This window comes from Ancylobacter dichloromethanicus (assembly GCF_018390645.1).
GTDB classification, from domain to species: Bacteria; Pseudomonadota; Alphaproteobacteria; order Rhizobiales; family Xanthobacteraceae; genus Ancylobacter; species Ancylobacter dichloromethanicus.
In genome coordinates, this window is the sequence record NZ_JAHBGC010000049.1 from 70,363 (window position 1) to 92,701 (window position 22,339).

Below are 22,339 nucleotides of genomic sequence, written 5' to 3' on the forward strand. Positions count from 1 at the left end.
ATCAGCCTGCCATGGATAGCGATTCCCAGCTTTCCTGCCGGGCGTGGCGGGCGCGACTCACACCCACACCCGTTGCTGAGAAACTACGCCTCCTTCGCTTGGCACCAACGATATCATCGATGTCAGCCATGCGCGCCGTCGCCGACGTTTATGGCCCAATGGTCATGCGACTTTCCCGCCTTAACCGACGCAGCCGCCGAATGTGGAACCGCCCACCCACGATCTGGCACGGTGGATGGCGTCGTCGAGCGACAAGCCTAAACCGCCGCTGCTTTAGCGGGTGCCCTCGGTCGATTTCTTAAGCGCACGGCAAAGCCCACACCACGACTGACGGCGCATTCCGGCAGCTCGGACGGTTTGGTGATTTCGACGTTTAATGCGCCCAGTTCCGCCGGTTCGCCGGCGCAGCTACAATCTATTGGTGCTATCGTCCTGCCCACAGGCGCGGATCGTCCGCGACGCATAGGGGCTGTTCATGCTGGTCGATTCCCTTTTGTCGCAGGTCCTGATCGCCTTGGGTGGCGGGGCGGCCGCGGAGCTCCTGCATTGGTATGCTCTGTCTCGCAAACCAGGCGAGGTCGAGAAGTACAAAGTCCATCCGATCTACTGGGTTACCACCGCCGGCATGGTCGTTCTCGGCGGGTTGATGCCCGTCTTGTACCTGGAGGGCGCAGCCTCGGCCCTGCTCTGCTTCCATCTCGGTGCCGCCACTCCGGTTATCGTGCAAAAGCTCATCGCCAACGTTCCGGAAGCGGCGGCCAAACAGGGTCCGGGCGAACCGACCCTGCGGCGCTTCTTTCGCTGGTAGCTCGCCATGGAGCAGCTGGGCAGCGTGCTGTTCATCGCCTTGGACGGCGATCCGCCGGCCGAGCTGGATCTCGATCGGTTGCCGGACGCATCGGCGGTCGCCGCGAGGGTCAAGGCGGCTTTCGAATCCTTCATGGCTCCGTCAGCGACCTTCGCTGCCGGCTGTGACGGTGAGGTCATCCCGCCGGAGGCTGGGCTGTTCCTCGTCTACGCCTTCGGTCATGCATGGCTGTCGGCGGGCGAGCCGCAGACGGCGATCAAGGCCGGCTCCGGAAGCCGGCTGCTCGTGGCGGATGAACTCCTCCGGTGGCTCGTGCCGGCGGCGGCTGCCGATCGCACGATCCTTATTCTTGATTGCTGCCATGCCGCGGCATTCGACAGTTATGTCGCGGAACCCCACATTCCCCGCCTCATCGTCTATGCCTGCGGCCGGGACGAGAAGGCCATCTCGCTGCATGGTGATCAGGCGAGCCGGCTCAGCTTGGCCCTTGGGAGCGAGTTGACGCCGCGCGCGGCGCCCCTGTTCGGACCGCAGCTGTCCCGATCGACGCCGGTCGACCTCGTTCATACCGTCGGCGAGGTCGCGAGGTATCTCGATCGGAATACGGTGCTGACCGGCCAGACGGTCGACTACCGCATGAATGGCCGCGCGATCCTCCTAGGTCGAAGCCATCATGCTGCGGCAGGCGGCCGTGAAGGAGCTGTTGCCAGGATCCGCGGCATCCTGATTGCCGGCGGGGCCACGGCAGCGATCCTGATGGTGGGCCTTGGCTGGTTCTATTGGAGCCATGTGCTCATCGAGATCGACCTCGCTGGCCTGCCAACGATCGCGAAGGATATCCGCGTCGCCGCGAGCGAGGAAGATCCCTCCACCAACGGCAGCCGGGTGTTTGACGAACGCGGAGTCAGCGGCAACCGCGTGCGCGTGTGGGCCCCGGCTTCGAATGTGCTGATACGAATCGAAGGTCAGTATGCGGACGGCAGCGACCGTGCTTTGGCCTTTCATCTGGATGTACAGCGGGGCTTCGATCCACGCACGAAGATGGTGTCGCTGGCCCTGCCGCCCGCGACCGCCGTCACCGCCCATCCGGGGATGGCCTTCGTTCCGGCAACCACCTGGTTCCATGGATTGGACAGCGAATCCCGAGCAAACGAGAGCTCCTATTGGATCGATATCCGCCCACCGACGGTCGCTTCCTATCTCGATGTCGCTCGACGACTTATGAGCGAAGGCAAGATGGAACCGTATGATTCCTATATCCTGCAGGCTCGCCAGCGCAGTTCCGCCGTCGAAGCGACGGGCCTCGGGCAGTTGCATCAGCTGAGCAATGATCTCGGGAAGATATTCAGCATCATAGAGGCGGATAGCTCCGAACACGTCGCCGCGCCGGGCGAAATCGCTCTGGGACTCGGCGAGTTGCCGTGCGACACGTGCCCCGCGCCAATGATGCGGACCGAGGCGGAGCTGTACTGCTCATCGCGGAACCTGCGTCTTCCGACCGACCTCGAATGGGAGCTTGCGGTTCGCGGTGTCGATGGCCGGGTCTATCCTTGGGGTAACCGCCTCGACGAAGCGCGTGCGAACCTGCCCGGACTACCAAAGGTCGGCGCACCCTCCCCGAACCTCAAACCTGTCGATGCCTATGCTTCCGAGAGGAGCCCGTTCGGCCTCGTCGACACGGTAGGCAATGCCGGCGACTGGGTCCTCGCGTCCTATGACCGATCCTATATGGGTGCCACCTATCGCCATAACCCTTCCGACGCCACGTCGTATCAACTACTTCCGATCACTGATGAGACATCGACAATCCGGGAGATCACGGCACGTTGTGTGGCCGGTCCGCAGGTGAACCCGTAGGCCATTCGCACCGTCGCTACGAGGCCTCACGGTCACCACGCCACGCCTGGATCCTGCAATTCAGCCAGACCGGCCAGTTTGGCCGACGTCGCGGTCCTATGTATCTCAATCGTCGTCGCCCTCCTCCGGACACTCCTCCTCGTCGTCATCAGCATCGTCGTCGTCCGTCGCGAAGGTTCGCCAGCAGGTGGATACACAGCACCTTTGTACACGGAGACCGAAACTCCAAATGCGCTCTAATCGTTCAGGAATGAAAACAGGTCCTCCACGCCGTCACGCCCGGCTCTAATCAGCTTTCCAGTGGGTAGAGCCACCGGCGAATATGGCCGGCATTCTTCAAGCATATCGATAAGCACTCGATCCGCCGTTACAATTACATCCGTCTCGACAAGATATGAAAATAGTTGTGTGTCGCCAGGCGAGCCAGTTGTCACCTTTCGAAACCGCTGCTGGAAGGAATGAGCCCATCGCAGCCATTGCCTCGGAACCATTTTTTCGGATACCGAGTGCATCCAGAATCGGCCCCAGGCTTCGCCAGCGATCAGCCCTTGATCGAGTTCCACAAAGGGACCGATCCAGTCACGATAAGCATCCCCGTGACGGCGAAGGGCAAATGATATCGCAACATAAGTCTCAATACGCCACACAGCCACGCTCGAACCATCCCACCCTGGCACGTGCATCGTTGGTCGGGCCACAACTTCGCTTAGGTTCGGGACTGACTTTAAGTTTGCTTCGTGCATTTGTTTACGCGCGTCTTCGTATTGTGCCCGTGCGGCCTCAAGAACGTATCTGTCTCCTAGAGCATTGATGCGATTCATTTCAAGATCTGGGTTCTCAGCACACCGCACCCAAAAGCCACCGGTCTTGCGGGACCAATCCTTCCGCAGGCGGTGGAAGAAGCTGAGGTCAGACTTATCGCGAAACCAAGATGGAAGGAGCACTTCAAAGGCCAAAAGCATTTCCATGCTCTCAGCATAGGCCTCAGTCATGAGCCTCTGAAAACGCGGATTCGTCATTAAGCGAACGAGTTTACCTTTCACACCAGGATCGCTCATCCGTAACGCCTCGTAGAGAATCGCTGGCGCAATTTGTAGACGGAAGGCTGGACCCGATGCCGCGCGCAGCAGCCGACCCTGCGCTTGAGCATCAACGACATACCGCCAAGCATTGGAATCCAAAAGCACCCTAGTCTTGCCCTTGGGATCCGCGCTGATCACCTCTGGGATGCGAGACAGACTGTGCATTCAGGCCTCGTCCGGAACCATCGGATCATCGTCGAGGCCGAGAGTGGGGTCATCCACCTCGCCTTCGACCCCAAGTCCAAGCGGAATATCCCCTGCCAGGAGCATGTCCTTGCTGAGCAGGCCGGCATCCTCTAGCGCCTCCATGTCGGGCAGGTCGCGCAGCGTGTCGAACCCGTAATGCACTAGGAACTCGCTGGTCGTCACATAGGTGTAGGGCGCCCCCGGCTGCGGCGATCGCGGTCCGGCGGCGACGAAGCCGAGCCGGCGCAGATGACCGATGGTGTCGCGGCTGATCTCCCGGCCGAAAAACTGGCTGAGCTCGCCGCGGGTGATCGGCTGGAAGTAGCCAATGCACAGCAGCACCAGCGCCTCCGACTGCGACAGCGGCTTGGGATCGTCCGTGCCGAGACCGGTGGCCACCTGGATCGCCTCGGCAAAGCTCTTGCGGGTGCGGTGCTGCCAGCCGCCCGCGACCGCCACCAGCTCATAGGGCCGGCCGCGCAGCTCGGCGCGGATGTCGTTGATCAGATGATCGAGGCTGCAGTCGCGGCCGACCACTCTTGCCAGCACCTCGCGGGTCACGGGCTCGGGCGAGGCGAAAATCACCGCCTCGACCCGGCCCATCCATTCGCGCCAGCGCAGCTCCTGCGGCAGCGCGCTGAGCTCGGCATCGAAACTCACCGGGGTTTTGGCGCGCCGTGCCATGTCAAAGACCGTAGAGCTTGAAGCTGGAGCGGCCGGTGAGCTCGCGCACCGCGCCCAGCGCCTCAAGCCGCTCAAACAGCCGACGCGCACCCCAGCGTGAGAGCTTTGCGGTTGCCAGCGTGCCCGGCACCGCGTCGTCCTCAAACAGCCGAGCGATCGCCTCCCCTGCCCCCTTGGCGCGCAGTTTCGGCGTCACCGTCTGCAGCCGGGCGGCGCGCGGGGCGATCTCGGCGGCACAACGCAAGGCCCGCGCCGAGGCTTGGGCCACGGCGAGGCAGAGCGCGGCGTCGAAGCCCTCGTCCGCTGGGCGCAGCCGCCCGCCCCGGCCGGCGCCACGGAAGGCGGCGCCATGCGCCCCGGCCATCAATAGCGGCACCGGCAGCGCCCACCGCAGGCGCAGCGCCAGCACCTGGTCGGCCACCCACCAGCCGAGCAGCCCGGCGCTCGGCGCCGCCGTGGCGACGGCACGCAGCACCGCGGCGGCAATAAGCGGCGCCGGACGCCCCTCACTGAGGTGACGGTCGATCTCTTCCGGAACAGCGGCGAGCTGCGGGCTCCAGCCGAGGCCGAGCAGCGCACAGGTGGATTGGAGAGTCGTCGCATCGAGGTTCGGGGAGCGCGCGGCGAGGCGCCGCCAGGCGGCCAGCAGCCGGCCGGCGGGACCCGGATCGCTATCGGGAGGACGCAGCATCCAGGCATCGCGCAGGGCGGCTTCGTCCTCCGACCGTCCGACGTGGCGCGCCGCGGCAGCGGCACTGGTGAGCGCCAGCCGGGCGCGCCAGGCGCCGGCCCAGGGCGGGTCGGAGCGCACCAGATTGTCGAGGGAATTCAACGCTGCGCCGACGATAAAGGCAGCCTCCACCGGGTCGGCCATGGAGCCGCGCGGCAGCGCCCAGCCGGGGATGGCCGGCACGGCGATCAGGACCGAAGAGGGCGGAATCAGCGCGGCATCCATGGCAGAAGCCTATCTATCATGTGCGCTTACGTCTATGATTTCGCGCAGTAACCGCACGCCTTGTCGCAAACAAATAACGATCGATAATCTTGCATTATCGGTCATTCTACTCTTTATATAGAAGGATGCACGAAACGACCCCTCAGAGCCCCGAAAGCGACGCCCAGGAGCACGCCGCGCCCTCCCCTGCAGCGCCGCCACCCGTCGTCATTTCTGCGCCGCAGCCGTCGGCCGACCTGCCCGCCCATCTCGAACGCCTCGCCGATCGTGCCCGGGACTATGTCGAAGCAGCGAGCTCGGCCAACACCCGCCGCGCCTATGCCGCAGACTGGAAGCATTTTTCCGCGTGGTGCCGGCGCCAGGCGTTGTCTCCCCTGCCCCCGGCCCCGCAGGTGGTCGGGCTCTACATCACCGCCTGCGCCTCCGGTGCGGCAACCGCCGATCGCCAGCCGAACGCCGTCGGCACGATCGAGCGGCGTTTGTCGGCCCTCTCCTGGAACTATGCCCAGCGCGGCACGCCGCTCGACCGCGCCGACCGCCATATCGCCACCGTGCTCGCGGGGATCCGCAACACCCATGGCCGGCCGCCGGTGCAGAAGGAAGCCGTGCTGCCGGAGGACGTCATCGCCATGCTGGAGACGCTTGAGCGTGGCACGCTGCGCGGCCTACGCGACCGCGCCATGCTTCTGCTCGGCTTCGCCGGCGGGTTGCGGCGGTCCGAGATCGTCGCGCTCGATGCCGGCCGCGATCAAACCGAGGACGGCCGCGGCTGGGTCGAGATCCTCGACAAGGGGATGCTGGTGACGCTACGCGGCAAGAACGGCTGGCGCGAGGTCGAGATCGGCCGCGGCTCCTCGGACTCGACCTGCCCGGTCGTCGCCTTGCAAACCTGGCTCAAGCTGGCGAAAATTCCCCATGGACCGCTATTCCGGCGGGTCACCGGCCAGGGCAAGGACGTCGGCCCGGATCGGCTCACCGACCAGCAGGTGGCGCGGCTGGTCAAGCGCACCGCGCTCGCCGCCGGCGTGCGGCCGGATCTGAGCGAGGGCGAACGAGAGAGTAAGTTCGCTGGGCATTCGCTGCGCGCCGGCCTCGCCTCCTCGGCCGAGGTCGACGAGCGCTACGTCCAGAAGCAGCTCGGCCATGCCTCGGCCGAGATGACCCGGCGCTACCAGCGCCGGCGCGACCGCTTCCGCGTTAACCTCACCAAGGCGGCAGGATTGTAGCGTCGGCCGAAGCATGCTCCGACCTTGCCGGTGCGTGCCCAGCGAGCCACTTCACGGACTTGCCCACTGATTTTTCGGGAATTGGAAGGCACCTCTGATAAGGTGACGGTCCAAGGCGTCTTGAGGCAAGTTAAGCATGGCTCGACCTGGCAACAATCCGAAGCGACGGATAGCGCGCGAAGGCTTCCTGACAGACGAACGGAAAGCCGAGCTTGCGGTCAATGCGCGATACGGTGGCAGCGGCCATCATAAGAGGAACCCAGCGGACTACGGCCTAGAGAGAACCAATCCGCGGCCGACAAAGTCGCTTTGTGACGCTCTTAAGGTGATCCGGTTGGAGCAAGCCAGCGAGCTAATGCGTCGAGGCATTTCTCGAGGAGCAGTCAGCGAACTCGCCTACGATGGTTTTCCAAAATTCATCTGGTGCGTCGACGAAGATGGCGAGGTTTATGAGGCGAAAACTGACCCATCTACGTTAGGGGTATATCACGGCTACCGTCTTGAAGAAGAGGACGATCTGCGCGACTACGTAAGAGATATTTGGAAGCAACGATGCCTGTCAGTTGGTCAATAGCTGCCGAATGGGAGCAACTCGATGCCGGGTCGCCGGAGGAGCGTGCATGCTTTTCTGCGCTTGGCATCAAGGCGCATGATCTTTGGCTGACAGAAGGCAACGACGTCCTGGCCAATAGGCTGCGTCAAGCGCCCCTACTCTCTGCCTACCACCTCGCCGAGTGGCTCGCCTGGAATTGGTGGCGTTTGCGTTGGGAGCCACGCTCAAATTCCAAGGATTGGGCTTACGCCCATCGTCTGACGACAATTGGATCGGGGTATATCTGGCCCAATTTGACGATTTTCTCCGATGGCGAACGAACCGCATTGATTTCGAAACCCACGACGGAACGCCCCCAAACGCCTTTCCGCTACATCACCGATCACGCGGTCATCCTGCCCGCCAGCGAGTTCGAGGCTGGCATTGACCTGTTCCTCAGTCAGGTGTTGGAGCGCCTTAGCTGGGCCGGCATCGAAGACAGCAATCTCCAGACAGTTTGGTCGGGCGTAATTGCAGAGCGTAAAACACCAGCTCTCGTACGCACTCGCAAATTGGAGGCTCTGCTGGGTCAGGATCCTGACTCCCAGGAGCAACTTGTCGATCAATTGGTTCGCGACATCGAGGATCTTGGGTTGTCTGGTGTTGAGGAGCTGGCAGCGGAACACGGCCAAAGCGGCAAGCTTTTGACCGGGGACGACCTTCGTGAAGCAGCTCAGAGGAGCGGTTTCGATGCCTCGCCCCGCGATGTCATTCGGCTACCAGCTACTGAAGTGCCGAAGCGCAGCGGTCTGACCCCCGCTTACAGAGCAGGAGCCACGGCGGCCCGTGCCCTTCGTGAACACCACCGGCTCGGTGAGGGTCCGCTTACGGATGTCCAGTTAGCTGAGATGGCGGGCGTTGTTCGCGCAATCATACCGGACGTTCGAGGCGGGGCATCTATCTCTTTCGCGCTCGACGAAAAGCCCACTCAGGGCCGGGTTGTTCTTCGATCCAAATGGCGGACTGGGCGCCGCTTTGAACTTGCACGGCTTCTGGGCGATCGTCTTGCCAGACCGCCGAGCGGAGCTCTTCTGCCCGCGACTCGCGCTTACACCTACCGACAGAAAGTTCAACGGTCCTTCGCCGCAGAATTGCTCAGCCCGTTCGAGGTTGTCGATGCGATGCTCGGCGACGATTATTCTATGGAAAATCAACAGGACGTTGCCGAACACTTCGAAGTCTCGCCCCTGACGATTCGTACATTGCTCGTGAATCACGGCCGCCTGGCTCGCGAGGAGCTTGAGACCGAATTTGAGACCGCCGCAGCCTAATGGGCTTCCATACGGCGAGCGGTCCGATTGTGCGGGCACGAGACGAACGTTGTTCTCGACCGAATGGAACGACCCGATGGTTACCGAGCGTCGCCGGACGACTACACGGCTATTCCCGCGGTTCGACATGGGTCATGCTCGCTTCTTGTCGCGCTTTCTGCTGCCGATGAGCGCCATCAGCATCGGGCCAAGAGAGAACCCTCCGGCTTCCGCCTTTTTCGTCAAATCGCGGATATAGCCGCCGGCGCTATTGATCGCGGCACCGCGCTGCAGGATCGCCGCAACCACCACAGCAGCCTGAACCTCTCCCATGACGGTCCGCGCCTCCTCCCAGGCGCTCGGACTGATCCCCAGCATGGGCCGGACCACGGCAACGGTCGCCAGGAAGTCCCGCCAGTTCGAAATCCCGGACTTGGAGTAGTCGCAAACATCGGGACAAGCGTCGAGAACCATCCCCAAGGGGTAGGACCCTTCCGGCATCCGCGGCGTTTGGGGTTCTGGCGCTGCCTTCACCCCCCTCTCTTCTCGGAGAGCAGGTTCAAGTTCAATTAGGGAGTCTGGATTTGAATTCTGTTTGTGGCGCTCAAATGTGGACTCATTGGTGCTCATTTTATCTGTTTTTGCATGTACTTCCAGCAGCATAAGGATCTCGTCCGCCAGCAGGGTGAGCTCCTCGGCGATCGGCTCGAGCTCCGCGAGCGTGGCGTTCCGCTGAATCCGCGCCATGATGCCGCGGAAGAGCCCGTGGATCTCGGTCCAGTCGCTCGGCCCCTGCCCTGCCCTGTTCGTCGGTACACCCACCTCCTGGCCGGTCGCGATCATCTTGGCGATGTCCCGCCGGCAGATGGTAATGCGCTCGCGCACCAGCTTCAGTTCACGCTCGGCCGCCATGATCGCCTCAGCAATCCGTTCGAACTCTTCGGCGCGCGCTACGAGCGGCCCGAGATCGAAGCCAAAGGCCATCGCAACCTCGCCATCGCGGCCCTTGCGGGCGTAGCGCTTCCCGTTCGGACTGTCGCGCCGGATGACGAGCCCGGCATCGACCAAGACGGCCAGGTGCTTGCGCAGTGTGGACGCCGGCATGCCGTGCGCCCGTCGCGCCAGCTGGTCGTTGGACGGAAAGACGATCAGGTCTTCGCCCGTCAGCGTGGTCTCTGGATGAAACGTCAGCAGGGCGTTGAGCACCGACAATGCGCGCTCGGACACGCCGAGCGCGACCCTGGCAATGCAGAGCGTCTGATAGACGTGCCATTTATGAACCGCCTTTTCGAGCGGCCGTGCTTTTGCGATCGCCTGATTTGCCACATGGGCAAGCGTCAGCGTTCGCCGCCCGAAGGGCGTCGTCGATAGGTGTGGTTCCATGTCTTTGCCTCTATGAGGGCAAAGGAAATCTGCTCGCCGAAACGGCGCTCAATCTCTCACGAGACTCTTGACTGTGATTCGCGGAAGTGTGATTCTCGTAATCGCCAAAGAACGAGAAGGGCTTCCGGAACTCCGTTTCGGGGGCCTTTTTCTTTTGCCGCGTTGCTCCTAGCTGGTTGCGGTGAGCTTCGTACGGTCGGTCAGTCCTCCTTTTTCTCGTTGCTGTAGGTCTCGAAAAGGCGATCCATCTGCGTCAGCAGGAAATCGCCAAACCCGGGAGCATTGCGTTTGTCGATCGACAGAACGAATGCCCGGTCGGTCGATGAGACGCGTGCGACGCGCACGCCGGCGGGTGTGGACCAGTATTGTCCATGCGCCTTCTTGGCGACGGCGCGAGCTGCCGGCTCCTCCGGCACGGGGGGATTCGAGATCAGTCCAAAGACAAGATCAAATCGTTCATCGGATGAAGCCGCCTGCACATCGGCCGACGCGAGAAAATCGGTCACTTGCTCGATGTCGACGCCCGCCTCGAAAGCAGTGGCCAGCTCAACCCATCGGTCCCGGCCAGTCGTCGGCGCCGATCCGATAGCCTCAATGATCGCAAGCGGGATCTTCTTTACCACCGAGATCATTCGCGAGACGACCGTCTTGTCGACGGTCAAAGCGCTCATGATTGTCTCGCGATCGTAGCCCCCTTCCTCCAACCGCCAGGCGAACAGAGCGCGCTCTATGAATGAGAGGTTCGCTCGCGCGCTGTTTTCCTGTCCCTGGGCGAGGACGAGATCGCGATCCGAGAGCTTCTTGACAACGGCTCGGACCTGGCGTCCGAGCACCTTGCAGGCTCGCCAACGCCGTCGCCCGAACGCGAGTTGATAGCGCCCGCTCTCCTTTGGATGGGGCCGGACGAGCACGGGGGAATCCTGACCGCGCGCTTCGATTGCCGCGACCAGCGTACGGAAGTCCGCGTCATCGTCGTGCGACAATCGGTCGGCAATAAAGGGCGGGTCGATGATGTCAGGGTCGACATCGATCACGGTCTCGCCGGCAGTGAGGCGGGCTTCGAGGTCTCTGGCTGCGTCTGCTCGCGCGGCCAACTCGTCAATAGAGCGCGTGACGGCACCGAGAGCGCCTCGGGTTGCGAACGCCGGAGGCGACACTCTTTGCGGCACCGCGGGAGCATCGTCGGAGTTGACTGCCGTCAACTTTTTCTCAGGTGAGGCGGAGAACAGTCCCTTGCGTGCCATTACCCCCTCCCCCAGGCCTTGTGGATCAGCCCCTCGATCTCTCCATTGACCGCGTCGAGAGACTCGATCGCCCGATCGTATGTGCTCGGCGTGAACTCCTTTCGTTCGACCTCATAGAGCGTTTGCTTCGTAAGGCCGGCATCGGAGATCGCGACGCTCTTCAGCATCGGATTGGTCAGGACGTGACGTCCGAACCGTGTGCGAATGAAGGTGACCATCTCGGTCTGCGGTTGGTCCGACGCCTCGTAGCGCGTGATGAGGTAACGCACCCAATCGTACTGCATCTTGCCGCCGGCTTTCTTCAGATGCGCCATGACGTCTCCGAGCATCTGCAGGAACTGAGACATGGACATCACGTCGAGCATCTGCGGATGCACGGTGACGAGCAGGGCGGTCGCCGAACACAGGGCGATCATGGTCAGATAGCCTAGCTGCGGCGGGCAATCGAGAATGACGACGTCGTACCGGTCTGCTACCGGGCCGAGTGCCTCGTCCAGTCGCGCGAAGAATTGGCGGCCCATGCTGCCGCTTTCCTTCGTCGCCAATACGAGCGGAGTGTCATACTCGAAGTCCATCAGCTCGATGTTGCCAGGCACGATATCGAGCCCGGCAAAGTTCGTCCTCCGGATGACATCCGAGAGAGGGCGCCGCTCGTCATCATATCGAATTGCGCCGTAGAGCGTCTCATTGCGGCCGACATCAAACTCGGGCTGAAGGCCATGAAGCGCCGTCAGGCTCGCTTGAGGGTCTAGATCGATGGCCAGAACGCGATGACCGGCCAGCGCAAGATGTTGAGCTAAATGGGCGGCCGTCGTGGTCTTTCCACTTCCTCCCTTGAAGTTGGCAACCGCGATGATCTGGAGATGCTCGGAGCCCTGGCGATGCGGAACATAGCGCTTCCTGGCTCTGGCATTGTCGTCGAGGTACTGGCGAAGCTCTAGGATTTGCTCAGCGCTGTACGAGCGGCGGCCGGATGGCGTCACCGATGGAGCCGGCCCCTTGCCTTCGAGCGACAGGTTTCGGAGATAGCCCGGCTTCACCCCAAGGAATCGGGCTACCTCACTTAACTGAAACGACCGCAGCGACTTCTCCGCCACGGGCGGGAAATGCTCAAGCCAATGCGCTTGCAGCTTTGCTGATAGATCGCGACCATGCTCCATGATGAGCGAGTCGACGTCATCAACTGCATCGGTGGCGCGTGAAGTGTCGGCCATTCGTTTTTCCCGCACATGCGCTTTCAACGCCACTTCTGACGTAGAACCGCATTTAGAGCCGATTCTAACGGTGCGGCAAGGCTTTTTGGGTTAATGAAAGGTTAACGACGCGAGGCGTCGGCAAACGCTCTGGCCATCCAGAGTCAATTCTCTCGTGGACATCGCCTTTGGCGCTCTTCGCTTGGCCGTTCGGCGCTTCCTCGGCGACGCCCCGCCAGAGCGGATCGGTGACGGTTTGATCGGATTTGCGAGGCGCCGACCCCGCGTGGTGGCGGGGCCGGCGGCTTCGGGTCAGCTGGCGGGGTTCCAGATGATGACCTTCTTGTTGGGCTCCTCGCCCGGCGCCGGCGCCACGTTGCCGTAGATCGTGCCGAACTCGGGGGCCGAGAGCGACACCGAGATGTACTCCTCGCCGGTGGTCTTCGAGATCCGGTTCCAGCCGGCGCCCAGCTCGAAGCCGTTCTTGCGCGAGATCACCCGGTAGTCCGGCTCGTTGTCCTTCGCCTTGCGGGTGTTCGGCACCAGCGCGATCGGGGCGGTGACGTTGAGGGTGGCGAGCGTGCCTTCGAGGTTGCCGTCCGCCTTCACGGTGAGGGTTGCGATCGTGGCCATGTGAAGTCTCCCTTGAGGTTGCTCGGGGACCATCCCCGATGACGCCCAAAGGAAGGGGCCGGACGCCGTCGTCACCGCAGCGCAGCGAAGGGGAACCCCCGGTCGGGGTCCCCGCGATGCCCGCATCGTGGGGTGGCCAGCGGGGTTGACGGCACTAGGCGGCCGAGACCCGGATACAGGCGGCAAAGAGGAGGGGATGGGCTTCGAAGCCACCGACCAAAGGGGACACCCTCCAGGCCATGCCCCGCCCTCGCCCTCACCAGGCAGGACCGGCACCGCAGCGCCCGCCCGCCGTCCCGGCCACCGCCAGTCGGGTCGCCGACGTTCACGCCCGCTGGCGGACATCCGGCATACGCAGGTCGATCACGCCGACGGCGCCGCGTCGGCGCCCGCTCGAACCGCAGATCGCCACCTCAGCGAGAGCTTTCACGTCGAACCCGTGCCCCGGTCCCGGGCTCATTCCCGACAACACGCAAGGCGACGAGGCATGCCCGACTTCACAATCGCAATCCCGGCACGTCCATAGCCGGGACCGGACCAGCCAGCGCGCGCGGTGACGGACTAGCCTCATCGGGGCGCATCTTTGCAAATGCGCCTTCCAGGAAGGCCAACCAAGGAAGGCGCCCGGAGGCATGGCAGGAACGGAGTTTGATTGCCGCTCGCTTGGTCTGAACCGTACAAGGCCGGTCCGTCCGAGTTGACTGCCGTCAACTTTTTGACCGCGAGCGCTCCGATCTCCTCGCGGCCAATCCGGAGGATGCTGCGGGACGGCGGAGTTGACGGCTGTCAACTCAAAGACTGAGCACCGACCCCGCGTGGTGGCGGGGCCGGCGGCTTCGGGTCAGCTGGCGGGGTTCCAGATGATGACCTTCTTGTTGGGATCCTCGCCCGGCGCCACGTTGCCGTAGATGGTGCCGAACTCGGGGGCCGAGAGCGAGACCGAGATGTACTCCTCGCCGGTGGTCTTCGAGATCCGGTTCCAGCCGGCGCCCAGCTCGAAGCCGTTCTTGCGCGAGATCACGCGGTAGTCCGGCTCGTTGTCCTTCGCCTTGCGGGCGTTCGGCACCAGGACGATCGGCGCGGTGACGTTGAGGGTGGCGAGCGTGCCTTCCAGGTTGCCGTCCGCCTTCTGGGTGAGGGTTGCGATCGTGGCCATGTGAAGTCTCCCTTGAGGTTGCTCGGGGACCATCCCCGATGACGCCCAAAGGAAGGGGCCGGACGCCGTCGTCACCGCAGCGCAGCGCAGCGAAGGGGAACCCCCGGCCGGGGTCCCCGCGATGCCTGCATCGCGGGGTGGCCAGCGGGGTTGACGGCACTAGGCGGCCGAGACCCGGACACAGGCGGCAAAGAGGAGGGGATGGGCTTCGAAGCCACCGACCACAGGAGCCCCTGCCACCAGGCCACGCTCGCCCGCGCCAGCCAGGACCGCACCGCAGTGCCCGCCCGCCGTCCCGGCCACCGCCAGTCGGGTCGCCGACGTTCACGCCCGCTGGCGGACATCCGGCATACGCAGGTCGATCACGCCGACGGCGCCGCGCCGGCGCCCGCTCGAACCGCAGATCGTCACCTCAGCGAGAGCTTTCACGTCGAACCCGTGCCCCGGTCCCGGGCTCATTCCCGACAACACGCAAGGCGACGAGGCGATCCCATCTTGGTCAGCATCGGCCCGGCAAAACCGCAACCGGGCAACGTCGGCAAGCGGGGGCGCTCAGCGAACGCTGTGGGGAGGAGGTCGACGCGCTCCTCGGTCAGCACAGTAGCCTTCCGGCAAGTCCGTAACGCCGGCTAGTCGGTGCAATCTATCCGCGCCTGTCCGGCCTGGAAGAGGGGAGACACCGCGGCTGCAAGCTGACCGACGAAGGAGCGACTAAAGCGTCCAAGAAAGGGATCGCCCGCATCGAGATAGAAGGACCGCTCGGCGATATCATAATTGTACTCGCTGACGCTGATCCAGGCCCGCTTGAGATCGCTGAGCCCGCCGCGCCGGCATTCGATTTCGGGAACCTCGATCGCGACCTGCTCGGAGCCCGGTTGGCGGCTTGAAATCGCCAGGAGCGCAAGGTGGGTCAGACCGTCCGATCCGCGCACTGCGAGGATAACGCAGACGGGTCGATCCTTGCGACCTTCGGTCTCGCCGTGTTCCTGCTGCCACTTCCAGAGGTACGGATACTGGATGATCGCGCCGGGACGCAGGTCATCGGTCATCGTCGTAGCCTTCGCCCGTCGCCAAACGGTCGAGCTCAGCCGAGAACAACGAGGCGACGTCGTCCGGCGTTTCACCGGCGGCGTATGCGCGGCGGGGGTCGCCTTCGCCCCTGATCTTCTGGTAGTGCTCGTAGCTCATCATGACGAAGCGGGGCTTGCGATGCCGCGTGATGACGATCGGTGACTTCGTCGCCGCATCGGTGACTTCGCCGACCTGCTTGTTGAGGTCATTGGTGGTGAAGGCGCGCATGTGAATCCTCCGCGCTAATATCCATGATTTCCATCATATCCATGTTTCCCATGAGTTCAAGGGAAACGACGCTCACGCGCCGCCCCCGAACCGCCAGACCGGGATACCCATCGCCTTCGCCTTGTCGGCCAGGTTGTCGGTGATCCCGGAGCCCGGGAAGACCACCACGCCGATCGGCAGCGCCCTGAGCAATTCGTCGTTGCGCTTGAAAGGCGCCGCCTTGGCGTGCCGCGTCCAGTCCGGCTTGAAGGACACTTGCGGCACCTTGCGCGCATCCGCCCACCTCGAGGCGATGAACTCCGCGCCCTTCGTTGATCCGCCATGGAGCAGCACCATGTCGGCATGTTTCACGTGCACCTTGTCGAGCACCTCCCAGATGGCCTGGTAGTCGTTGCAGTCGAGGCCGCCGGCGAAGGCGACCTTCACGCCGGCCGGCATCAGGGGCTCGATCTCGACCCGGCGCTTGGCGGCGAGGAAGTCCCGGCTGTCGATGACTGCGGCGGTCAGGTTGCGATGATTGACCTTCGAGCCGGTCCGCGGATGCCACACCGATCCAACATGGGCCTCGAAGAGGTCGCCGGCGTGCTCACGGAAGAACTCCATGGTCTCGCGGCGCTCGATCATGGTCGTGCCCTCGGCGATGAGGCGCTCGAGTTCGACGGAGCGCACTTCCGAGCCGTCCTGCTCCTGCTGGCTCTTGCGCTGGTCGTCCTCGTTGCGGTCGAGCTCGCGCTGGATGCGGCCCGCCGCGCGGTGGAACAGGTTGACCGTCGACCACAGCAGGTCCTCGAGGTCGGGCTCCAGCCGGGTGTCGGCCAGGGTCGCGATGAGTGCATCGAAAATGTCGGCCAGGGCTCCCCGGACCACGGGCTCGTCGGGGAGGGGTCTCGGATCAGGCTCGTCCTGATATGGACGGTAGCCGTAGAGCTGCAGTTCGTGGATGACCTGGGATGTCGCCGAAGAAGCGTGGATCGGCTCGTCGTCGGGGTGCTGGTCGATCGCCATGGGGATGTCCTCCTTGGGGTGGCGGCCGCGCCCATCGCGGCCTTCGCGGCGATCAGGCGGCGGAGGGGCCGGGCTTGCACCGCCAAGCGCAGCGCGGCGGCCGGAGCATCGCGGAGGAGGGCAGGGCGGCGGCTGTTTTGGTTCGCGATGCAAAGGCAGGCTTTTGCCTGCCGGCGGAAAACAGTTGCCGACCGCACTTGCCGGCCCGGCCGCTCTGACGCCCACTCGCCCTCTAGAAGGCCATGGATGCGGCCCTCTCACGCCAAGGGACACTCGCCTGCGATCAGCACAGCCGGCTCCCCGATGCCGAGCACCTCTTCCCCTCCCGGCGCATCCCGTCACGCCGCGAGCAGGAACCGCGCTCCGTCCTGCGGGACGAGTTGAGACCCCAGATCCGCAGTGAGGCTGGGGCTGCCGAGCCGTCGAAGGTCTTCGTTGAAATCGCCCAGCCTTGGCGACAGGGTCAGAACCTCGATTCCGAGCTGCCGCGCACGCCGGCTCAACCGCTCCATCCCGCTGCGTCCTGCGGGATCAGCATCGACGGCGACGTAGAGACGTCCCAGCGAAGGCGGGAGCTGGATCGCGGCAAGGTGGTTGGCCGACAGTCCAGCGATCATCGGCATCCTGGGCATGACCATGCGCAGCGACATCATGGTCTCGACGCCTTCGCCGGCCGCCATCACCGGAGTGGATTCGTCGGAGCGCATGCCGAAGCGAACGCCGTTGCCGAGCAGGTCCCCCATCGCCCGCCGAGGTGATGTCACTGGCGCTTTTTCGCCAATGTCGTGGGGATGAAGCCAAGAGCGATGCACGCCGGTGATGCGTCCGTGATCGTCGGTGACGGCTGCGATCAGCGCGGGAAACGTGCGTGTCGGTGCATCATCATGGTCGCGATAGTAGCAGTGGGGATGGAAACGAACGGCCCGATCATCGACGATCGCTGAGGCGATGCCACGGTGCAGAAGGTACATGTCGGCCCACGTGCCGGCGATCGGGCGCGCCATGGCGAACAGACGCCGTGCCGCCTCTGACGTATTGCGCGGCTTCGACGAAGATCGTGATCCGGGAAGGGGAGGGAGCTCCGGCAGGGACAGGCTGAGGAAAGCCCGCGCTTCATCCTTGGCGTCACGGATGTCGGTGAGGCCACGGTTGAGTGCGATCAGATCCAGCAGGTCGCCATGCTCACCGGTTGCGCCATCGGTCCACTTGCCGGCAGCACCCTTGCCGTAGTCGGGGCCGCTGAGCCTGACATAGAGGGATCGCCCCGGCGTGCCGAGCGTGTCGCCGACAAGCCAGTAGCGACCTTCCTTGTGACCGGCACGGAGATAATGCCGGCACACTGCTTCGGCGTGATGCGCGAGGCGGCGTGCCAGCTCGGAGGCCGAGTTGGCGGAGGACATCTTGACGGCCTCCGATCAAGCGGCCGCGCGGTCGATGACCGTCGTGAGCGGGTGGCGATCCAGCAGCCGGCCAACGACATGGAAGCCCGACACGCCGACCGGGACGAAAAAGCGCAGCTTCCAGGCGATGATCTCGCTGAAAAGGCCCATCGCGCGGAGCCGGTCCCGCATGCCCTCGGTGAACCCGGTGAGTTCGATGCGATGATCATTCATCACGCGCACCCGGCGAAGCTGGAGCCCGTCGGCAAGTTGCAGGACCGCGCGGCCGGCCGAGACCGCCTCCCATGCTTCCCCTGTGGTGAGCGTCGGTGCGCCGTCCTGGCCGAGATTGCGATAGAGCGTCGAGAGTGCCGCCGGGGAGATCAGCCGGCCGATGACGCGCTCGCCGTCATCGGTCTGCAGGCGGTAGACCTTGCAGGTCTCGTCGGGGATCCGCTTCCAGATCGGGAGCAGAAGGCCAGTGACCACATGAAACGTCGACGTCGTGAACTCCGGCAGGTCCGCGATCTCGGCAGACCAGGCCGCAACGAAGCTCTCGCGATCCGCATCCTCCCAATGCGTCTGCGACAGGGCGTCGAGGCCAATCGCATGTCGCTCCGTCGGCCGCAGCAGGCGAACGCGGCGCTCCACCTCGCCGTCGTCGAGCATCAGGCTCGCAGCGGGAACCTGGACGGCGGCGCGGTTCGACTTGGCGTTGATCAGCAGCTTCGCATCACGCTCGGAAGCGCGCTGCAACGCCTCGTCGAGCGACATCGGCTCGTTGCGATCCTTCCGCGCGATCGTGAAGACGCGGGTTTCGGCGCCGGAGGCGCCATGGACGTAGACGGTGCGGCGCTTGGCGACGACCATGCTGTCGGCTCGCACGGTCTCGACGCCGGCGTCGTAGTGACCCGAGGCAATGGCCCCCTCGATCTTCGCCACCAGGATGGTCTCGAAGACATCGAAGAGCAGGTTCTGCATGTCGATGGTCAAGGCGAGCAGGCGGTTCAGGAACGTTGTGATTGCCGGCAACTCCTCCCGGATCGATCCATCACTATCGGTCAGCGAAAGGCCCGTGGCGCTCTCGAACTGCTGCAGCGAGCACCCGTCGATCTTGCCGGTGAAGAGGCGCAGATAGAATTGCCGCAGTGCCGCTTTCGCGTATGCCGATTCGAGATTGTCATCGGCGCGGAACAGGCCCTGGCCGCCGGTCTGGCGCTGGCCCTTGGTGATGGCGCCGAGCGTGTCGAGCCGGCGCGCGATCGTCGACAGAAAGCGCTTTTCCGCCTTTACGTTGGTTGCGACCGGACGGAAGAGGGGTGGCTGCGCCTGATTGGTGCGGTTCGTTCGCCCGAGACCTTGAATGGCTGTGTCCGCCTTCCACCCGGCCTCAAGGAGATAGTGGACGCGCAGGCGCCGGTTCCGCGCCGAGAGTTCGGCGTGGTAGCTGCGGCCGGTGCCGCCCGCATCAGAGAAGACGAGGATGCGCTTGTCGTCGTCCATGAACGCCTGCGTCTCGGCGAGGTTTGCGGAGCCCGGGCGATTCTCGACGGCGAGGCGATCGAGGCCATCCTTGCCGGCCTTGCGCACAATACGGCGGGACCGGCCGGTGACCTCTGCGACAGAATCCGTCCCGAAGCGCTGGATGATCTGATCAAGGGCGCTCTGGACAGGATCGAGCGCCGCGAGATTCTCGATCATCCTGTCGCGGCGCGCCACGGCCTCGCGGCATTGGACCGGATGGCCGTCCTCGAAGACTGGCCGCGACGACAGATTGCCCTCGCTGTCCGTGAAAGGCTGAAAAAGCTGCGTCGGAAAGGAATGCTGGAGATAATCCAGCACATATTCCCTTGGCGTCACATCGACCTGGATATCGCTCCAGTCCTCGGTCGGGATCTCCGCGAGGCGTCGCTCGAGCAGCGCCTCGCCGGTCGACACGATCTGAATAACCGCCGCGTGGCCAGCGGCGAGATCCTGATCGACGGCAGCGACCAGGCTCGGGGTTTTCATCGCGGTAATGAGGTGGCTAAAGAAACGCTGCTTCGAGCTTTCGAACGCCGACAGGGCCGCCGACATCGCCTGGCCGTTGAGCGTGCCCTTCGTCGATCGGATGTTCGAGGCTTCCAACGCCGCGCGCAAATTGTTGTGGATGATCTGGAATGCGCCGGCATAAGCATCGTAGATGCGGATCTGATCGACGGTGAGTTGATGCTCGACGAGCTCATATTCGACACCCTCATAGGAGAGCGAGCGCGCCGCGTAGAGCCCGAGCGCCTTGAGGTCGCGCGCCAGCACCTCCATTGCGGCGACGCCACCATCGTCGATGGCGCTGACGAATTCTGCTCGATTGGCGAAGGGGAAGTCGGTGCCGCCCCACAGGCCGAGGCGCTGGGCGTAAGCGAGGTTCTCCACGGTCGTCGCGCCCGTCGCCGAGACGTAGAGGATGCGGGCGTTCGGCAGCGCATGCTGCAGCAGCAGTCCGGCCTTGCCCTGCTGCGAGGCCGCCTGGTCACCACGCTCGGTCTTGCCGCCGGCGGCGTTGGCCATGGCGTGGGCCTCGTCGAACACGATCACGCCATCGAAGTCCTTGCCGAGCCAGTCGACGATCTGCTGGACGCGGCTGACCTTCCCTTCGCGCTCCTGCGATCGGATCGTCGCATAGGTCGTGAACAGGATGCCTTCGTCGAGACGGATCGCCGTTCCCTGGCGAAACCGCGACAGCGGTGTGACCAGTAGACGTTCCTGGCCGAGGGCCGACCAATCACGCTGGGCATCTTCGAGCAGCTTGTCGGATTTGGAGACCCACACGGCGCGCCGGCGGCCGCGCATCCAGTTGTCGAGCAGGATGCCGGCGACCTGGCGGCCCTTTCCGGCGCCGGTGCCGTCGCCGAGGAACCAGCCGCGCCTGAAACGAACCGCGTTCTCGGCATCTTCTGGCGCCGCCGCGACCACGTCATACGTCGCATTAACCGTCCAGGACCCTGCGAGATGATCCGCATGGGCCTCGCCGGCGTAGATCACGCTTTCCAATTGCGCGTCGGAGAGCAGGCCATCCGTGACGACTTTCGCCGGGACCCGCGGCCGATAGGCCGGCTTGGGCGGCGCGACCGAGGCCATTGCCGCCGATTGCACCAGAAGGGTCGGATGCGGCATCGCGTCCGGAATCCGGATCGATTGCAGCGCGTAGCCCTCATAGATCGCGTCCGAGAGGTTGCCGCGCTCGGTCGGCGCCCAATCCACAGTCTCGTATGCGAGCTCGACGGGCGGCTCGGCAGGCGCCGGCAGCATGGTCGACCGAAGAGGACGCGACCCGGCCGATGGGATCTGGCGCGATGGCCTGACGATGGACGAGGAGGATGGGCGAGCCGCCGCCATCCCAATGGACGCGCGCTTCGGCAGCTGTTCGGCGATCCAGTCCAGCAGCATGCCGACGTCGGACGCGGTGCCGGGCGAGGCCGGCAACGCGCTCGCATCCTCGGCTGGCACCTTGTCTATGACCGTCAGTCGGGTCTCGATCGTCGTGCCGTGAGGCGCGTAGACGCGGCCGTCAATGGCTGCGGAGAACACGACACGCCCGCGTTCCTGGAGGCGGATGAAACCGTCGCGCCACCGGGCCGCGTCCGGCGCCATACTCGCTCCGGTGATCGCGACCAGCCTGCCGCCGTCCTGTAGCCTCGCGAAGGCCGACGAGAGATGCTGGAATGCCGCATCGCGCACCTTGCCGTCGACATGGGCGGCGACGGAGAAGGGCGGGTTCATCAGGACGACGGTGGGACTGCAACCCTCATCGAGACGATCATCGATCTGCGCCGCATCGTGGCGTGTGACAGCGACCGATGGAAAGAGCTTTGCGAGCAGATCCGCCCGCGTCTCAGCAAGCTCGTTGAGCGCCATGCTGACGCCTGGCTGCTCGACAAGAATGGCGAGAAGCCCGGTGCCGGCCGAGGGTTCGAGGACGATATCGCCGTCGGTGACGCCGGCAGCGACGGCAGCCACCATGCCAAGGTCGATCGGCGTCGAGAACTGCTGAAAGTTCTGGCTTTCCTCCGAGCGACGGGTCTGGGTCGGCAGCAACGCCGCGATGCGCGACAGCATCGCAAGAAGGGCCGTCGGTTTCGCCGCCTGCCGGCGCATGGACGGGCCATATTTGCGCAGGAACAGAACCTGCGCGGCCTCGCAGGCCTCATAGGCGTCGCGCCAGAGCCAGCCGCCGTCGGAATCCGAGCCGCCGGTGGCGGTTTCCATCGCGCTGCGAAGGATGGGACTGGTGATGCGGCGCCCGCGGGCGAGGTCTGGCAGAAGCAGCTCGGCAGCCGCAAGGAGTTGGGCTGCGTTCGACGGGGCGGGAGACGCGAGAGCGGAAGGCGCCGCGGCACACGCTGCCGTGGAGGTGTGAAGGCCATTCAT

The 22,339-nt window shown here is 64.3% G+C and carries 18 protein-coding genes; 5 read left to right on the forward strand and 13 right to left on the reverse strand.

Annotated elements, in window-relative coordinates; translation table 11 throughout:
* The first annotated feature begins 475 nt into the window (after window positions 1–475).
* Both KHC23_RS20275 and KHC23_RS20280 read left to right on the forward strand, forming a co-directional pair.
* Window positions 476–808 (forward strand): hypothetical protein, encoded by a 333-nt coding sequence (locus KHC23_RS20275; RefSeq protein WP_213375179.1) that lies wholly within the window; start codon window positions 476–478, stop codon window positions 806–808.
* 6 nt (window positions 809–814) lie between these two features.
* Window positions 815–2,665, forward strand: coding sequence for an SUMF1/EgtB/PvdO family nonheme iron enzyme (locus KHC23_RS20280; protein ID WP_213375181.1), 1,851 nt, complete (start codon window positions 815–817; stop codon window positions 2,663–2,665).
* 236 nt (window positions 2,666–2,901) lie between these two features.
* Here KHC23_RS20280 and KHC23_RS20285 read toward each other — a convergent pair whose 3' ends face one another.
* The 3 genes from KHC23_RS20285 to KHC23_RS20295 are packed head-to-tail and all read right to left on the reverse strand — an operon-like array spanning window position 2,902 to window position 5,572.
* Window positions 2,902–3,912 carry a hypothetical protein gene (locus KHC23_RS20285; RefSeq protein ID WP_213375184.1) on the reverse strand — a complete coding sequence of 337 codons (1,011 nt, stop codon included), beginning with the start codon at window positions 3,910–3,912 and terminating at the stop codon, window positions 2,902–2,904.
* Window positions 3,913–4,617, reverse strand: a complete 705-nt coding sequence (gene scpB / locus KHC23_RS20290; protein WP_213375185.1) for an SMC-Scp complex subunit ScpB — start codon at window positions 4,615–4,617, stop codon at window positions 3,913–3,915. It abuts the gene before it with no gap.
* A gap of 1 nt (window position 4,618) precedes the next feature.
* On the reverse strand, window positions 4,619–5,572 hold the full coding sequence (locus tag KHC23_RS20295; protein WP_213375187.1) for a DUF1403 family protein: 954 nt from the start codon (window positions 5,570–5,572) through the stop codon (window positions 4,619–4,621).
* Window positions 5,573–5,697: 125 nt separating this feature from the next.
* Here KHC23_RS20295 and KHC23_RS20300 point away from each other — a divergent pair, with 125 nt between their 5' ends.
* The 3 genes from KHC23_RS20300 (at window position 5,698) to KHC23_RS20310 (ending at window position 8,661) form a co-directional block, all read left to right on the forward strand.
* A complete protein-coding gene (locus tag KHC23_RS20300; protein ID WP_213375188.1) occupies window positions 5,698–6,798 on the forward strand; it encodes a site-specific integrase in 1,101 nt (366 codons plus the stop codon).
* 136 nt (window positions 6,799–6,934) lie between these two features.
* Window positions 6,935–7,372, forward strand: a complete 438-nt coding sequence (locus KHC23_RS20305) for a hypothetical protein (protein ID WP_213375190.1) — start codon at window positions 6,935–6,937, stop codon at window positions 7,370–7,372.
* Entirely contained in the window at window positions 7,351–8,661 is a 1,311-nt protein-coding gene (locus KHC23_RS20310) for a hypothetical protein (RefSeq protein WP_213375192.1), read from the forward strand. Before KHC23_RS20305 ends, KHC23_RS20310 begins: the two co-directional genes overlap by 22 nt.
* A 132-nt stretch (window positions 8,662–8,793) precedes the next feature.
* Here KHC23_RS20310 and repC read toward each other — a convergent pair whose 3' ends face one another.
* The 10 genes from repC to KHC23_RS20360 form a co-directional block, all read right to left on the reverse strand.
* Window positions 8,794–10,023, reverse strand: coding sequence for a plasmid replication protein RepC (gene repC, locus KHC23_RS20315; protein WP_213375194.1), 1,230 nt, complete (start codon window positions 10,021–10,023; stop codon window positions 8,794–8,796).
* A gap of 200 nt (window positions 10,024–10,223) precedes the next feature.
* Complete coding sequence (gene repB, locus KHC23_RS20320; RefSeq protein ID WP_213375196.1) at window positions 10,224–11,267, reverse strand: plasmid partitioning protein RepB; 1,044 nt, start codon at window positions 11,265–11,267, stop codon at window positions 10,224–10,226.
* Window positions 11,267–12,481: a plasmid partitioning protein RepA gene (gene repA, locus KHC23_RS20325; RefSeq protein WP_213375198.1), complete on the reverse strand. Its 1,215-nt coding sequence runs from the start codon at window positions 12,479–12,481 to the stop codon at window positions 11,267–11,269. Before repA ends, repB begins: the two co-directional genes overlap by 1 nt.
* Window positions 12,482–12,772: 291 nt before the next feature.
* On the reverse strand, window positions 12,773–13,093 hold the full coding sequence (locus KHC23_RS20330) for a DUF736 domain-containing protein (RefSeq protein WP_126280894.1): 321 nt from the start codon (window positions 13,091–13,093) through the stop codon (window positions 12,773–12,775).
* An 841-nt stretch (window positions 13,094–13,934) separates the two neighbouring features.
* Entirely contained in the window at window positions 13,935–14,249 is a 315-nt protein-coding gene (locus KHC23_RS20335) for a DUF736 domain-containing protein (protein ID WP_213375200.1), read from the reverse strand.
* 629 nt (window positions 14,250–14,878) lie between these two features.
* The gene (locus KHC23_RS20340; RefSeq protein WP_213375202.1) at window positions 14,879–15,298 is read right to left on the reverse strand and encodes a hypothetical protein; all 420 of its coding nucleotides are present in this window, start codon (window positions 15,296–15,298) and stop codon (window positions 14,879–14,881) included.
* Window positions 15,288–15,548: a type II toxin-antitoxin system Phd/YefM family antitoxin gene (locus KHC23_RS20345; protein WP_213375205.1), complete on the reverse strand. Its 261-nt coding sequence runs from the start codon at window positions 15,546–15,548 to the stop codon at window positions 15,288–15,290. Before KHC23_RS20345 ends, KHC23_RS20340 begins: the two co-directional genes overlap by 11 nt.
* Window positions 15,549–15,620: 72 nt before the next feature.
* A complete protein-coding gene (locus KHC23_RS20350) occupies window positions 15,621–16,553 on the reverse strand; it encodes a DUF2493 domain-containing protein (protein WP_213375207.1) in 933 nt (310 codons plus the stop codon).
* Window positions 16,554–16,891: 338 nt separating this feature from the next.
* The gene (locus KHC23_RS20355) at window positions 16,892–17,953 is read right to left on the reverse strand and encodes a DUF7146 domain-containing protein (protein ID WP_213375208.1); all 1,062 of its coding nucleotides are present in this window, start codon (window positions 17,951–17,953) and stop codon (window positions 16,892–16,894) included.
* A 15-nt stretch (window positions 17,954–17,968) separates the two neighbouring features.
* Window positions 17,969–22,339: a strawberry notch-like NTP hydrolase domain-containing protein gene (locus tag KHC23_RS20360; protein WP_213375210.1), complete on the reverse strand. Its 4,371-nt coding sequence runs from the start codon at window positions 22,337–22,339 to the stop codon at window positions 17,969–17,971.